Consider the following 13,231-nt stretch of genomic DNA (forward strand, 5'->3'; position numbering starts at 1 on the left):
ATCAACCTTTGTCGGCCTTGCCCGCCGCTGCCGCGAATTTCGCCAGACGCACGTCAAGGTGCCGGGGCCGCCGACCGTGATCCTCGGCGCGCTCCTTGCGGCGAATGGCGTTGCGCACCATCAGCGAGCCGAGGTAGCGGATCGGCTCCGGCGGAAAGTAACCCAGCGGCCCGTTGACCAGTGGCGAACGCGTCCACGGGTTGTCGAGGCCCTGCACCAGAGAGGCGAGAATCTGCCCGCCCATGTGGCACGGCCCGACGCCGCTGCCGGAATAACCGAAACCGTAGAACACGTTGCCGCTGGCGCTCATCTGGCCGAAGAACGGCAGGCCGGTGACCGAGCGATCCGAGGGGCCGTTCCAGGTTGCATCGACTTTCACATCGGCGAACGCCGGGAAGAAGTCATCGAGGCTGCGCTTGAGCAATCCGGTATAGGGCGATGGCTGGTCGAACACCGGCAGCATCCGCCCGCCGTAAGCGAAGGTGTTGCCGCCCTTGCCGAGCATGATCCGGCCGTCCGGAGTGTTGTGGTAGTAGTGCACGAAAATCCGCGAATCGAGCACGGTGACGCCGCTGGTCAAGCCGATTTCCTGCAACAGATCCGGACGCGGTTCGGTGATCAGCATGTCGCTGGAGACGATTGCCACGCTGCGCTCGAACTGCGGGAACGCGCGGGCCATCCACGCGTTCATCGCCAGCACCACGCGGTCGGCGGTCACACAGCCGTTCGCCGTGTGAAGGCGCGCCGGACGGCCCTCTTCCAGCCCGGTCATCGCCGTGCCTTCATGAATCCGCACGCCCAGCTGCAATGCCACGCGGCGCAAGCCACGCACCAGTTTGCCTGGCTGCACGCTGGCGGCGGCCGGCGAGAACCAGCCCTCCAGGTGTTTTTCCGAACCGGCCATGCGCTGTACATCGGCGACCGGCCGCTGAGTAAACGAGTTGATGCCGTTGCGCTCGAGCGCCGCAATCACCGCGTCGGTGGAGCCGCATTGCGCACGGTTGGTGGCGGTGTAAAGCGTGCCATCGAGCCGGTAATCGGCATCCACGCCGTATTGCTCGCAGAACTCGCCGATGGCGTGGATGCTGCGCTCCGATTCCTTGACCAGTCGCACCGCTTCCTCGACGCCGAACAGCCGCTCCAGGGTGAAATACTTCGCCGACCACGACAGCGCACAGCCGCCGTTGCGCCCACTGGCGCCGGCGCCGCAGATGTCAGCCTCGATCAGCAGCACATCGAGTTCGGAGTTCTGCTGCTTGAGCATGATCGCCGTCCACAACCCGGTGTAACCGCCGCCGACGATGCACACGTCGGTGCGCACATCGCCTTGCAGCGGCGGGCAAGGTTCGGACGTGTCGAGCTGCAAAGCCTGCTCCAGCCAAAACGGTCTCATGAAAATTCTCCAGTCAGTCGGCCACGGCACAGCCTGCCGCGAGTGCCGCAGCAGGCCGCGAGGCAGGGTTTATTCAGTTACGCAGGGGTTTGATGGTCAGGGCGCGATTGGGCACGTAGGCGCGCGGTTCCATGACGCCGACCGGGCGGCTATTCCAGTGCGGAATCAGCACCAGGGCCGAGAACAGCGCGCAACCGGCGAACACGATGAACACGGTCACCGAATCGAAGTAACCCGGCAGCAACCCACCGAGCACCGCACCCACCGAGCCGCAGCCGTTGACGAATCCCGCCGCCGTGGCGCCAGCCTTGGCCTTGCCGAAATCGATCGCGGCCGCGCCGCTGATCATCGAGTCCGGGCCGTACAGGGTCAGGCCCATCACGAACAACAATGCGACTACCAGCATCACGCTGCCGGTGTGCAAGGCGCCCATGAACAGCGCGAGGGTCACGGTCAGCGCCAGCAGACTCAACACGCAGGCCGGCATGCGTCGGGCGCCGAACAGTTTGTCCGAGGCCATACCAATCATGATCGGGCCCAGCAGCCCGGCCAGTTCAAACGCGGTGGGAATGATCGCCGCGCCGACCTTGCCGACCGAGGGCATCTGTTCGAACACGATCACCGGGCCCCACAGCAGAATCGCGTAACGCGCCGGTTTCAGCAGGAAATACGCGAGACCCAACACTAACACCGTACGGTTGCGCAGGATTTCCTTGAGTGGCTCCCAGACGCTGAGTTTGCTGTTGGCTTCGGCCTCTTCGGCGCTGATGACCGGCTCCGGCTCCACGGCGGGCAGGCCAACGTCTTCCGGCTTGTCGCGCTGAAAGATAAAGAACAACACCGCCACCACCGCGACCACCGCCGCGCTGGAAATGAACGCCGCGTGCCACGAGCCGATCAGCGTGTAGGCCCACCAGCCGGCGAACGGCGACGCCACCAGACCGCCGAATGCATAACAGGAACTCCACAACCCGAGCACTCGCCCGCGCTGTTCGGAGGGGAAGAAACTGCCGAGGTTCTTGCAAAGCCCCGACCAGCCGGTGGACTGCGCCAGCCCCTGAATCAGCATGCAGGTGGCGAAGATCGGCAAGGTCGCGAAACTGCCCATCACCAGCGCTGCCGCAGCGGAAATCAGCAAACCGCCAAGTACCACAACCCGTGGGCCGAAGCGGTCGGCGAGCATGCCCCAGGTGAACTGGCCGATGGCGTAAGCCGCCAGGTAAATTGCGTCGAGGTTGGCCATGGCCATTTTGTCGAGGGTGAAACTGGGGTCTTCGGCGATGCCCAGTTTGGCCACCGAAAAGGCTTTGCGGGTGAAATAGAATGCGGCGTAAGCGAGCCAGGTGACAGCGAAGATCTGCATGCGCCAACGCGCAATGGTGCCGATGTGCTTGTTCATTGTGGTTCTGACCTCAGGGTGTGAGTGTGCCGGCAGAATCGATGAGTAAACGCCTGTGTTTTTTATTGTTGAGCACTGCGATATCACCCCGTCCCTTCGGCGATACCGGTCAGATGAGTCCTGGTGTTGCACGCACAGGCTCATGGCCAGCGTCGCTGCCCGACCGGGCAGTCAGCGTTGGCGTGAGCCGATCAAAGCAATTACTGTTTAATAAATAAAATCGATTTATCGTATTTCACACATAAGCTCAGCTTGTTACTGGAGTCAGAACATGTCGGTTTCCCACGCCCAGCTCAAAGCCTTTCACGCCGTGGCCGTGCACGGAAGCTTCACCAAGGCCGCCGAGCGGCTTTATCTGACGCAACCGGCGATTTCCGACCAGGTGCGCAAGCTGGAAGAACGCTTCGGTGTGTTGCTGTTTCATCGCAACAAGCGCTCGGTGCGCCTGACGGATCTCGGCGAGCGCTTGCTGGCAATCACCCAGCGTCTGTTTGTAGTCGAAGCCGAAGCCCAGGAGTTGTTGCAGGAATCCCAGGCCTTGCAGACCGGCAGCCTGATTCTCGCGGTGGACGCGCCGGTGCATGTGCTGCCGCAGATCGCCCGGTTTTGTGAGCGCTATCCGGGGATCAGCGTGAAGATCGAAACCGGTAACACCGATGAATCGCTGTTTCGACTGTTCAACTATCAGGCTGATCTGGCGTTGCTCGGGCGTGATGTCAGTGATGAACGTTTGTTGTGCGTACCGCTGCGCAACGACCCGATGGTGGCGTTTGTCTCGCGTCATCATCCGTGGGCCGAGCGTGAATCGATCTGCCTGGAAGATCTGGACGACACGCCGCTGGTGCTGCGTGAACACGGCTCGGTGACCCGCCAGACTCTTGAAGAGGAAATGGCCCGCGCCGGTTTCCGCATCCGCCCGGCGATTCAGGTCGAAGGCCGGGAAGCGGCGCGGGAGGCAGTGGTGGTGGGGATTGGCGTGGGGGTGGTGTCGGCGGCGGAGTTTGGTGCGGACTCACGGGTTTGCGCGCTGCCGATCACCGATTGCACCCGGCGCTTGACCGAAACGCTGGTGTGCCTGCGCGAGCAGAGCTCGCGGCGGGTGGTGGCGACGTTTCTCGAGATGGTGCGCGAGAGTCTTGTTCAGACCGGCGCCAATCCGAAAAACGCCTGAATCAACCGCAACTCCCGCCGCCGCTCCACGCAGCCGATCATGTGCCGGTTCACCAGCCCTTCTCCCGCAATGGGAATCGCGACGACACGGGGGTCATGACTGACCTCCACCGACGACACCACCCCTACCCCCAGTTCAGCCGCCACCGCCTCCGTCACCGCCTCGCGACTGTCCAGTTCCAGCAAAACCCGTGGGCTGACCGAAGCCTGCGCACAGGCCTGATCAAACGTGCGCCGGGTAATCGAACTCGGCTCGCGCAACACCATGATCACCTGATCCAGCTCCTTGAGCCTGACCTCGCCAGAACGTGTCGCCCAAGGATGCCCCGCCGGCACCAGCGCGCAGATCCGCGATTCACTCAACGCTTGAAGATGCAGCCCTTTGCGCGGCTCCACCTCGGTCAGCACCGCCACGTCAGCATGCTCGGACAACAACGCCGCCAACGTTTCCTGAGCATTGCCCAACCGCAGATTCACCGTGATCCCCGGATAGCGTGCCCGCAGGCTGGCGAGCATCGGCATGACCATGTGCGGACCGTCCGCCGCCACCTCAAGTCGCCCGGTGAGCAGCTGCCGATTGGCTTCGAGCAGCGCCTGGGCCTCTTCCGCCATACCGAACATCGCCCGGGTGATCGCCGCCAGTTTGATGCCCTCTTCCGTCAGCTCGACCCGGCGCGCCGTCCGTCGCAACAGCGTGATCTGGTAATGCTCCTCCAGCGCCTTGATGTGCCCGGTGACCGCCGGCTGGCTGATGAACAAGCGTGCGGCGGCACGGGTGAAGCTGCCTTCCCGGGCCACGGCGTCGAAGGCGCGGAGCTGGAACAGATTCATGAATAACCCTCACTGATGGCTGGCATAACAACAAACAATTTGATTGATGATCCGCCGAATTGCAACGTATGCCCCGTAGCTTCATCCCACAGCGCTATCGCGAGGACACACGAATGAGTACTGCCGCACCCATCCTGCTCACTCCCGGCCCGTTGACCACCTCGGCCCGCACCCGCCAGGCGATGATGGTCGACTGGGGTTCATGGGATGACCGCTTCAACCAATTGACAGCCAGCCTGTGCGAGCAACTGCTGGCGATCCTCAACGGCGCCGACAGCCATCACTGCATACCTTTGCAGGGCAGCGGCACCTTCGCCGTCGAAGCCGCGATCGGCACCCTCGTCCCTCGCGAAGGCAAGGTGCTGGTGCTGATCAACGGCGCCTACGGCAAGCGTCTGGCGAAAATCTGCGAAGTGCTCGGCCGCTCGTTCAGCACCTTTGAAACCGCTGAAGACGAACCGACCACCGCCGCCGACGTCGACCGCCTGCTGCGCGCCGACAGTGACATTACCCACGTCGCGCTGATCCACTGCGAAACCAGCACCGGCATCCTCAACCCGCTGCCGGAAATTGCCCAGATCGTCGAGCAACACGGCAAACGCCTGATCATCGATGCCATGAGTTCCTTCGGCGCCTTGCCAGTGGATGCGCAAAAAGTCCCGTTCGACGCGCTGATCGCCGCCTCCGGCAAATGCCTGGAAGGCGTGCCGGGCATGGGCTTCGTGTTTGCCCGCAAGGAATCCCTGGCCGCAGCCGCCGGCAACTCCCATTCGCTGGCGATGGACCTGTTCGACCAGCACAGCTACATGAAAAAGACCGGCCAGTGGCGCTTCACCCCGCCGACCCACGTAGTCGCGGCGCTGCACGAAGCGCTGCTGCAATACAACGAAGAAGGTGGCCTGCCGGCACGGCATGCGCGCTACGCCGCCAACTGCCAGGCGCTGATGGAAGAGATGGGCAAACTCGGCTTGCGCAGTTTCCTGCCTGCTGCGATTCAGGCGCCGATCATCGCGACCTTCCACGCACCGAAAGATCCGCGCTACCAGTTCAAGGACTTCTACGAACGGGTCAAGGCCAAGGGTTACATCCTCTACCCCGGCAAGCTGACCCAGGTCGAAACCTTCCGCGTCGGCTGCATCGGCCACGTCACCCCGGCGCAGATGCGCGAAGCCGTCGCGGCGGTGGGTGAAGTGCTGCGCGAGATGGAAGTGCTCGACATCTGATTCACCCGGCCCGTTCCCTTATTTGAATTGCATTGCCCACACAGGATTCTGACCAACATGAACTACAACAACCCAACCCAGCTGCAAGCCGCCATCCTCGACTGGGCCGGCACCGTCGTCGACTTCGGTTCTTTCGCGCCGACCCAGATCTTCGTCGAAGCCTTCGCCGAGTTCGACGTCCAGGTTTCCATCGAAGAAGCCCGTGGCCCGATGGGCATGGGCAAGTGGGATCACATCCGCACCCTGTGCGATCAGCCGCAGGTTGCCGAGCGTTATCGCAAGGCGTTCGGCCGCACCCCGACCGACGATGACGTGACCGCGATCTACAACCGTTTCATGCCGCTGCAGATCGAAAAAATCGCCGAGCATTCGGCGCTGATTCCCGGCGCGCTGGAGACCATCGCCAACCTGCGTCAGCAAGGCATCAAGATCGGTTCCTGCTCGGGTTATCCGAAGCAAGTGATGGACAAGGTCGTGGCACTGGCCGCCACCAACGGCTACATCGCCGACCACGTCGTGGCCACCGACGAAGTGCCGAATGGCCGCCCATGGCCTGCCCAGGCTCTGGCCAACGTGATTGCCCTGGGCATCGACGATGTTGCCGCCTGCGTGAAGATCGACGACACCGTACCGGGGATTCTCGAAGGTCGTCGCGCCGGGATGTGGACCGTGGCGCTGATCTGTTCCGGCAACGCGTTGGGCCTGGATTACGAAGGCTTTCTTGCACTGGGCAGCGACGCGCTGGCCAGCGAGCGCAAGCGCATTCACGCGCTGTTCGAAGGTTCGCGCCCGCACTACATGATCGACACCATCAGCGATCTGCCGGAAGTGATCGCCGACATCAACAAGCGCCTGGCCAACGGCGAGATGCCGCAAAGCAGCTGATTGCGTCCATCGCGGCAAACAAAAACGCCAGTGTCTGCCCGACACTGGCGTTTTTTAATGGGTGTTTTCAGCTAAATCGCTGACTCAGCTCAGTGAAAGCTTTTTTAGCCTCGGGCAAACGCGCCAAAGGGGATTACAGTTAAGGCATGCCGTCGCAGAACGGCACGCTTGAGCCCTGAACCGTGAGGAACGCCGTATGCCGTGGACAAATTCCGAATCCCGTTACAGCACCGTGTCGATCCTGTTGCACTGGCTGATGCTGGTGCTGTTGGTGCTGGTGTACGCCAGCATGGAATTGCGCGGTCTGTTTCCCAAGGGCAGTGGCGGTCGCACGCTGATCCGCGAAGTGCATTACATGCTCGGGCTGACCGTGTTCGTGCTGGTCTGGTTTCGCCTGTTCGCCCGCAGCCTGGGCCCGGCGCCGAAAATCTTCCCGGCCTCGCCACAGTGGCAAACCACCCTCGCACGCTTGATGCACTGGGCCTTGTACCTGTTCATGATCAGCATGCCGATCCTCGGTTGGCTGATTACCAGCGCCGAAGGTCATCAGGTGATGTTCTACGGTTTCGACCTGCCGTTGCTGGTGAGTGAAGACAAGGTGTTCGCCAAAGACGTCGAGCACTGGCATGTGCTGATCAGCACCATCGGCTACTGGCTGATCGGCCTGCATGCGCTGGCGGGCATCTATCACCATTACGTGGTGCGCGATAACACGCTGCTGCGGATGATGCCCAAGCGCGGCCAGGGTTAACCGTCGAAGCCGCGCCGGCCCTGCAAGCCGCCGGTGTGGACGAAGATCAAGCGCAAACCCCGGGCAAAGCGGCCCGCCTCGATCTGTTGTTTGAGCGCCAGCAAGGCTTTGCCGGTGTACAGCGGTTCGAGGGGAATGCCGCTGGCCTGTTCGGTTTGCGCGATGAATTCAAGCAACGCCGGATCGACCTTGGCGAAACCGCCACGGCTGGCGTCGATCAGCTCGTAGCGCTCGGCCTCACCGACAATTGCCTCGACATTGGCCGCGACGCCGTGATCGTCGGGCACGGCCATTGCGCCGTACACCGCATGTTGTCCAGCCTCGGCCAACACCAATCCCGCGAGCGTGGTTCCCGTGCCGCAGGCCAGCCACCAACCGTGGTAGTCGTCCCAGCCAAGCTTGCCGAGTTGTTCACTGACCTGATCCTTCAGCGCCGCGCAACCCTGCGCCCCCGGCCAACCACCGCCCCCTTCGGGCACCGGATGCAGCGTCGGATATTGCGCCAGCCACGGCTGCCAGAACCCCGGCTCGTGCCGCGCCCGATAACCGCCAAACCCGAGCCAGTGCAGCTGCATGCCGAAATTCTGCAGATCCCTGACCGTCGGCGTGTCCTGCGGATGCCCGCGCAACAGCCCGACCGTTGCGAATCCCAGGCGTTTGCCCGCAGCCGCCAGCGCATGCAGATGATTGGAGTGCGCACCGCCCAGGCTGATGATGCCTTCGGCGCCCGCACGGTCGGCGGCCTTGAGATGTTCGACGAGTTTGAACCACTTGTTGCCGCTGATCAGCGGATCGATCCGGTCGAGACGCAGGACCGCCACTTCAATTCCGGCGGCAGTGAGCCAGTCCAGATCAAGCGGTTCGAGGGGGGCTGGGGCCAGCCAGTCGGTGGGAGGCAGAAACATGAAGGCCGGCTCTGTGCAAAGAGCCGGCATTCTAGGGTGGATCAGAGCTCGGCGGCCAGACGCGAACCCTGATTGATCGCACGTTTGGCATCCAGCTCCGCCGCCACATCGGCGCCGCCGATCAGGTGCACGTTCTGCCCGGCTTCGACCAGACCGTCGTGCAGCTCGCGCAGCGGATCCTGGCCGGCGCAGATGACGATATTGTCCACCGGCAGCACTTGCGGCTCGCCGGTTTCGCCGATGCGGATGTGCAGGCCTTCGTCGTCGATCTTCAGGTATTCGACGCTGTTGAGCATCTGCACCTGCTTGTTCTTCAGACCGGTGCGGTGAATCCAGCCGGTGGTCTTGCCCAGACCGTCGCCGACCTTGGATTTCTTGCGTTGCAGCAGGAACACGTCACGGGCTGGTGCGTGCGGCGCAGCCTTGATCCCGGCCACGCCACCACGGGCTTCCAGATTCGTGTCGATGCCCCACTCTTTCCAGAACGCGGCGCGATCCTGACTGGTGGCCACGCCTTCATGGACGAGGAATTCCGAGACGTCGAAACCGATACCGCCGGCGCCGATCACCGCCACACGTTTGCCGACCGGTTTGCGCTCGAGCAGCACATCCAGGTAGCTCAGCACTTTGGCGTTCTCGACACCCGGAATCGCCGGAAGACGCGGCGCAATGCCGGTCGCCAGAATGACTTCGTCGTAACCGCCCTCGACCAGTTTTGCCACGTCGACGCGGGTGTTCAGGCACACCTCGACGTTGGTGGTCTGCAACTTGCGTTTGAAGTAGCGCAGGGTTTCGTAGAACTCTTCCTTGCCCGGCACACGTTTGGCGACGTTGAACTGGCCACCGATTTCACTGGCCGAATCGAACAGCGTCACCTGATGCCCGCGCTCGGCGGCCACGGTGGCAGCGGACAGACCGGCAGGACCGGCACCGACCACGGCGATTTTCTTGATCTGCTTGACCGGCAGGTAGTTGAGTTCGGTTTCGTGGCAGGCACGCGGGTTGACCAGGCAACTGGTGAGCTTGCCGCCGAAGGTGTGATCAAGGCAGGCCTGGTTGCAACCGATGCAGGTGTTGATTTCGTCGGCGCGGCCTTCGGCGGCCTTGTTGACGAAGTCCGGGTCGGCGAGGAACGGGCGCGCCATCGAGACCATGTCGGCATCGCCTTCGGCCAGGATCTGCTCGGCGACTTCCGGGGTGTTGATGCGGTTGGTGGTGATCAGCGGAATATTTACCGAACCACGCAGCTTGGCCGTGACCTTGCTGAACGCCGCACGCGGCACTTTGGTGGCGATGGTCGGGATCCGCGCTTCGTGCCAGCCGATGCCGGTGTTGATGATGGTCGCGCCGGCCTGCTCGATGGCTTTGGCCAGGGTGACGATTTCTTCCCAGGTGCTGCCGCCTTCCACCAGATCGAGCATCGACAAGCGGAAGATGATGATGAAGTTCGGGCCGACCGCTTCACGTACGCGGCGAACGATTTCCACCGGCAGGCGCATGCGGTTTTCGTAGCTGCCGCCCCAACGGTCGGTGCGATGGTTGGTGTGAGCCGCGAGGAACTGGTTAATGAAATAACCTTCCGAACCCATGATTTCAACGCCGTCGTACTCGGCAGTCTGGGCCAGTACCGAGCAGGTGACGAAATCGCTGATCTGCTTCTCGATACCTTCCTCGTCCAGCTCTTTGGGCTTGAACGGGTTGATCGGCGCCTGAATGGCGCTCGGCGCGACCTGTTTCGGGCTGTAGGCATAACGGCCGGCGTGGAGGATCTGCATGCAGATCTTGCCGCCCGCATCATGCACGGCGCGCGTCACGATGCGGTGCTTGAGCGCTTCTTCCTCGGTGGTCAGCTTGGCCGCGCCGGAATACACGCCGCCCTCGTCGTTCGGACCGATACCGCCGGTGACCATCAGGCCGACGCCGCCACGGGCACGCTCGGCGAAGTACGCCGCCATGCGTTCGAAACCACCCGGCTTCTCTTCAAGGCCGGTGTGCATCGAGCCCATCAGGGTGCGGTTGCGCAGCGTGGTGAATCCCAGGTCCAGCGGGGCCAACAGGTGCGGGTATTGAGTGGCGGTCATCGTTAACTCCACAGCAGCGATCACGGAAAATGCGGGAGCTCTGCGTCCCCCGTCAGTCATGTTCGACAGATTAGGAGTCGCATCGCTGTCACTCAATGACCGTAACTGACAAGTTATTGATCCAAATGCGCAGCGCCCCTTGGCAAGCCGGGGCTGGCGCCCTACCCTGTCCGCACACCCTGTACCCGGCTGTTGTTGGATTTCATGCGCAAACTTCTGTACCTGACCTTTTCCATGGCGCTCATCGCCGCGCTCACCTTCTACGCCATGTGGGCGGCTGACCGCCCGGCCGGTCATTACCTGTCGGACCTGCGGATCAAACTCGCGGTCGATCAGGGCACGCCCGCCGATCGCGGCAACCTGCTGGGCATCCAGCCCGAGCTGTTCCCCACCGACTACCAAAGCCCCGAACGCCTGCACCGCAAGCTCGCCGCCTATTTGCAGCAGGCGCAGGATCAGGGGCTGTTGAATGATAAAACCGTGGTCATCCTGCCGGAACATGTCGGCACCTGGCTGATGATCAGCGGCGAGAAAGACGAGCTGTACCAGGCCGCCACCCTCGCCGAAGCGATGAACTGGCTGGCGGCGAGCAACCCGGTGCAATTTGCTCGCGCCTGGCTCACCGCCAAGGGCAGCAGCCGTCTGGATGACGCACACCTGCGCATGAAGTCCCGGGACATGGCCAAGGACTATCAGACGCTGTTTGGCGGCCTGGCCAAGGAATTCCACATCACCCTCGTGGCCGGCTCGATCGTGCTGCCTGAACCGAACATCACCGATGGCCGGCTCAAGGTCGGCAGTGGCGCGCTGTACAACAGCACCGTAGTGTTTGGCCGCGATGGCGCCCCGCTCGGCCAGCCGCAGCGGCAGATGCGCCCGATCTTCGATCAGGACGAAGCATCCGGCACCCGCGAAGCTTCCCGGATCAATACGGTCGACACTCCGGCCGGACGCCTCGGCGTGTTGATCGGCAGCGACAGTTGGTATCCGGACAACTACCGCAAACTCGACGAACAAGGCGCACAACTGATCGCGGTGCCTGCGTTTGTCGTCGGTCATGGCGTTTGGGATCAACCGTGGAAGGGTTACAAGGGCTTGAGCGTGCCGGACTCGGTCAGCCTGAAACCGGGAGCCGTCAGTGAAGGCCAGGCCTGGCACCAACTGACCCTGACCGCGCAACCGTCGGCCAGCAAGGCGCTGGCCGGCATGAGTGTGTTCCTGCGCGGGCAGTTCTGGGACAAACCGAGTTCCGGGCAAAGTTTCCTCAGCAGCAACGGCCAGCAATTCGCCGACAGCGAAGCCCGTGGCGCGCGCCTGCTGAACCTCTGGTTGTAACCCATGAAACCGCAGCCGATGCGTCTCGGGGATCTGTCGGTGGGCTTCGTCCACAGCCTGGCCGATGCCATGCGCAGCCATGACGTCGATCCGCTGCCATTGCTCGAACAGTACGGCCTGGATGCCGCACGACTGGCCGAAGCCGGGGCGCGCCTGTCGATCCCGCGCTACATGCGCCTGGGGCATGGTGCGATCCAGCTGACCGGCGATCCGGCACTGGGGTTGCGCATGGGCCGGCTCAGTCGCCTGAGTCAGGCCGGGCTGGCCGGTGTGACCGCCGCGCAGGCGCCGACCGTGCGCGAAGCGGCTCGCTGCCTGACTCGCTTCGAACCCTTGTACGGCTCCAATTATCGCGGCCAGTCGAGTTTCCACGAAGACGCCAGCGGTGCGTGGCTGCGCTTCTACTCGATCAGCCCGTACAACGCCTACAACCGCTTTGTGGTGGATTCGATCATCGCCGGCTGGCTGCATCAGTTGTCCAGCGTCAGCCCCGAACCCTTGCGCGCCGAACGGATCGAGATCGAGTTCGACATCCCGGATTATCGCGACGCTTATGCGGTGCTCGGTGAATGCCCGATCCAGTTCGGCGCCGAACACAATCAACTGCGTCTGAGCCTCACCAGCCTGGCCCAACGCAACCCGGAGCATTGCCCCAGCACCTGGAAACATTTGCTCGGTTTGTGTGAACGGGAACTGGAGCAATTGACCCGCACTCGCAGCCTGCGTGAACGCATCACACAATTGCTCGGGCCGTTGCTCAATGGTGGCCGGGAACCGGACCTGGAAGAAGTGGCGGCACGCCTGAAGCTGCCGACCTGGACGTTACGGCGAAAGCTGGCCGAGGAAGGCACGCAGTTTCGCGCAATCCTCAATGACACTCGCCGTGATCTGGCGATGACCTACATCCGCGACACCGAACTGGCATTCGGTGAAATTGCCTACCTGCTGGGCTTTGCCTCGGCCGAAGCTTTCCAGCGCGCCTTCAAGCGTTGGAACGGCCAGACACCGGGCGAATTTCGCCGCAGTCACCGCAAGACAGGCTGACGCCTCACAGCTCGGTGGCGTCTTCCGCAGGCTCTGGTGAATCCAGCTCAAAGGCCTGGAATTCGAGCAGTTCTTCTTGATAGTCATCCATTGCGTAATCCCCCTGACGCTTGCTTGAAATGGCCTGGAACAAATGACCAGTGCCTTGAGCATAAAGTGCCCGTGTGAAGGAAAAATGAAACGCGTCCTTCATGAAATAAACGTAGCAGGCGGT

The 13,231-nt window shown here is 62.6% G+C and carries 12 protein-coding genes; 6 read left to right on the forward strand and 6 right to left on the reverse strand.

Annotated elements, in window-relative coordinates:
• Position 1: 1 nt before the first annotated feature.
• Both M5G18_RS06355 and M5G18_RS06360 read right to left on the reverse strand, forming a co-directional pair.
• Entirely contained in the window at positions 2–1,399 is a 1,398-nt protein-coding gene (locus M5G18_RS06355; RefSeq protein WP_273899077.1) for an FAD-dependent oxidoreductase, read from the reverse strand.
• Positions 1,400–1,466: 67 nt separating this feature from the next.
• A complete protein-coding gene (locus M5G18_RS06360; RefSeq protein WP_273898980.1) occupies positions 1,467–2,792 on the reverse strand; it encodes an MFS transporter in 1,326 nt (441 codons plus the stop codon).
• A gap of 271 nt (positions 2,793–3,063) precedes the next feature.
• Here M5G18_RS06360 and M5G18_RS06365 point away from each other — a divergent pair, with 271 nt between their 5' ends.
• On the forward strand, positions 3,064–3,963 hold the full coding sequence (locus M5G18_RS06365; RefSeq protein WP_007951543.1) for a LysR family transcriptional regulator: 900 nt from the start codon (positions 3,064–3,066) through the stop codon (positions 3,961–3,963).
• Here M5G18_RS06365 and M5G18_RS06370 read toward each other — a convergent pair.
• Positions 3,933–4,793, reverse strand: coding sequence for a LysR substrate-binding domain-containing protein (locus M5G18_RS06370; protein WP_265813903.1), 861 nt, complete (start codon positions 4,791–4,793; stop codon positions 3,933–3,935). The genes M5G18_RS06365 and M5G18_RS06370 overlap by 31 nt on opposite strands.
• Before the next feature lie 113 nt (positions 4,794–4,906).
• On the opposite strand from M5G18_RS06370, the gene M5G18_RS06375 reads away from it, so the two are divergent.
• The 3 genes from M5G18_RS06375 (at position 4,907) to M5G18_RS06385 (ending at position 7,652) form a co-directional block, all read left to right on the forward strand.
• Complete coding sequence (locus M5G18_RS06375) at positions 4,907–6,016, forward strand: 2-aminoethylphosphonate--pyruvate transaminase (RefSeq protein ID WP_273898976.1); 1,110 nt, start codon at positions 4,907–4,909, stop codon at positions 6,014–6,016.
• A gap of 57 nt (positions 6,017–6,073) precedes the next feature.
• Entirely contained in the window at positions 6,074–6,901 is an 828-nt protein-coding gene (gene phnX, locus M5G18_RS06380; protein ID WP_273898974.1) for a phosphonoacetaldehyde hydrolase, read from the forward strand.
• Between the two features lie 196 nt (positions 6,902–7,097).
• Complete coding sequence (locus M5G18_RS06385; RefSeq protein ID WP_179694386.1) at positions 7,098–7,652, forward strand: cytochrome b; 555 nt, start codon at positions 7,098–7,100, stop codon at positions 7,650–7,652.
• On the opposite strand, the gene M5G18_RS06390 is transcribed toward M5G18_RS06385, so the two are convergent.
• Positions 7,649–8,557, reverse strand: coding sequence for a 1-aminocyclopropane-1-carboxylate deaminase/D-cysteine desulfhydrase (locus M5G18_RS06390; RefSeq protein WP_273898971.1), 909 nt, complete (start codon positions 8,555–8,557; stop codon positions 7,649–7,651). The two genes, M5G18_RS06385 and M5G18_RS06390, sit on opposite strands and share 4 nt — an antisense overlap.
• A 41-nt stretch (positions 8,558–8,598) precedes the next feature.
• Positions 8,599–10,638, reverse strand: coding sequence for an NADPH-dependent 2,4-dienoyl-CoA reductase (locus M5G18_RS06395; RefSeq protein ID WP_273898970.1), 2,040 nt, complete (start codon positions 10,636–10,638; stop codon positions 8,599–8,601).
• Between the two features lie 204 nt (positions 10,639–10,842).
• Here M5G18_RS06395 and M5G18_RS06400 point away from each other — a divergent pair, with 204 nt between their 5' ends.
• The gene (locus M5G18_RS06400) at positions 10,843–11,973 is read left to right on the forward strand and encodes a carbon-nitrogen hydrolase family protein (RefSeq protein WP_273898969.1); all 1,131 of its coding nucleotides are present in this window, start codon (positions 10,843–10,845) and stop codon (positions 11,971–11,973) included.
• Positions 11,974–11,976: 3 nt separating this feature from the next.
• On the forward strand, positions 11,977–13,017 hold the full coding sequence (locus tag M5G18_RS06405) for an AraC family transcriptional regulator (protein ID WP_273898968.1): 1,041 nt from the start codon (positions 11,977–11,979) through the stop codon (positions 13,015–13,017).
• 4 nt (positions 13,018–13,021) lie between these two features.
• On the opposite strand, the gene M5G18_RS06410 is transcribed toward M5G18_RS06405, so the two are convergent.
• The gene (locus M5G18_RS06410; protein ID WP_273898967.1) at positions 13,022–13,210 is read right to left on the reverse strand and encodes a hypothetical protein; all 189 of its coding nucleotides are present in this window, start codon (positions 13,208–13,210) and stop codon (positions 13,022–13,024) included.
• Positions 13,211–13,231 lie beyond the last annotated feature (21 nt).

Origin of the sequence: Pseudomonas aphyarum, from assembly GCF_028657055.1 — a bacterium.
Taxonomy (GTDB): domain Bacteria; phylum Pseudomonadota; class Gammaproteobacteria; order Pseudomonadales; family Pseudomonadaceae; genus Aquipseudomonas; species Aquipseudomonas aphyarum.

Coding starts and splice junctions, on each gene's coding strand:
- M5G18_RS06385 (WP_179694386.1), top strand. CDS start 7,098: ATGCCGTGGACAAATTCCGAATCCCGTTACAGCACCGTGTCGATCCTG.
- M5G18_RS06390 (WP_273898971.1), bottom strand. CDS start 8,557: ATGTTTCTGCCTCCCACCGACTGGCTGGCCCCAGCCCCCCTCGAACCG.
- phnX (WP_273898974.1), top strand. CDS start 6,074: ATGAACTACAACAACCCAACCCAGCTGCAAGCCGCCATCCTCGACTGG.
- M5G18_RS06370 (WP_265813903.1), bottom strand. CDS start 4,793: ATGAATCTGTTCCAGCTCCGCGCCTTCGACGCCGTGGCCCGGGAAGGC.
- M5G18_RS06365 (WP_007951543.1), top strand. CDS start 3,064: ATGTCGGTTTCCCACGCCCAGCTCAAAGCCTTTCACGCCGTGGCCGTG.
- M5G18_RS06410 (WP_273898967.1), bottom strand. CDS start 13,210: ATGAAGGACGCGTTTCATTTTTCCTTCACACGGGCACTTTATGCTCAA.
- M5G18_RS06405 (WP_273898968.1), top strand. CDS start 11,977: ATGAAACCGCAGCCGATGCGTCTCGGGGATCTGTCGGTGGGCTTCGTC.
- M5G18_RS06375 (WP_273898976.1), top strand. CDS start 4,907: ATGAGTACTGCCGCACCCATCCTGCTCACTCCCGGCCCGTTGACCACC.
- M5G18_RS06395 (WP_273898970.1), bottom strand. CDS start 10,638: ATGACCGCCACTCAATACCCGCACCTGTTGGCCCCGCTGGACCTGGGA.
- M5G18_RS06360 (WP_273898980.1), bottom strand. CDS start 2,792: ATGAACAAGCACATCGGCACCATTGCGCGTTGGCGCATGCAGATCTTC.
- M5G18_RS06400 (WP_273898969.1), top strand. CDS start 10,843: ATGCGCAAACTTCTGTACCTGACCTTTTCCATGGCGCTCATCGCCGCG.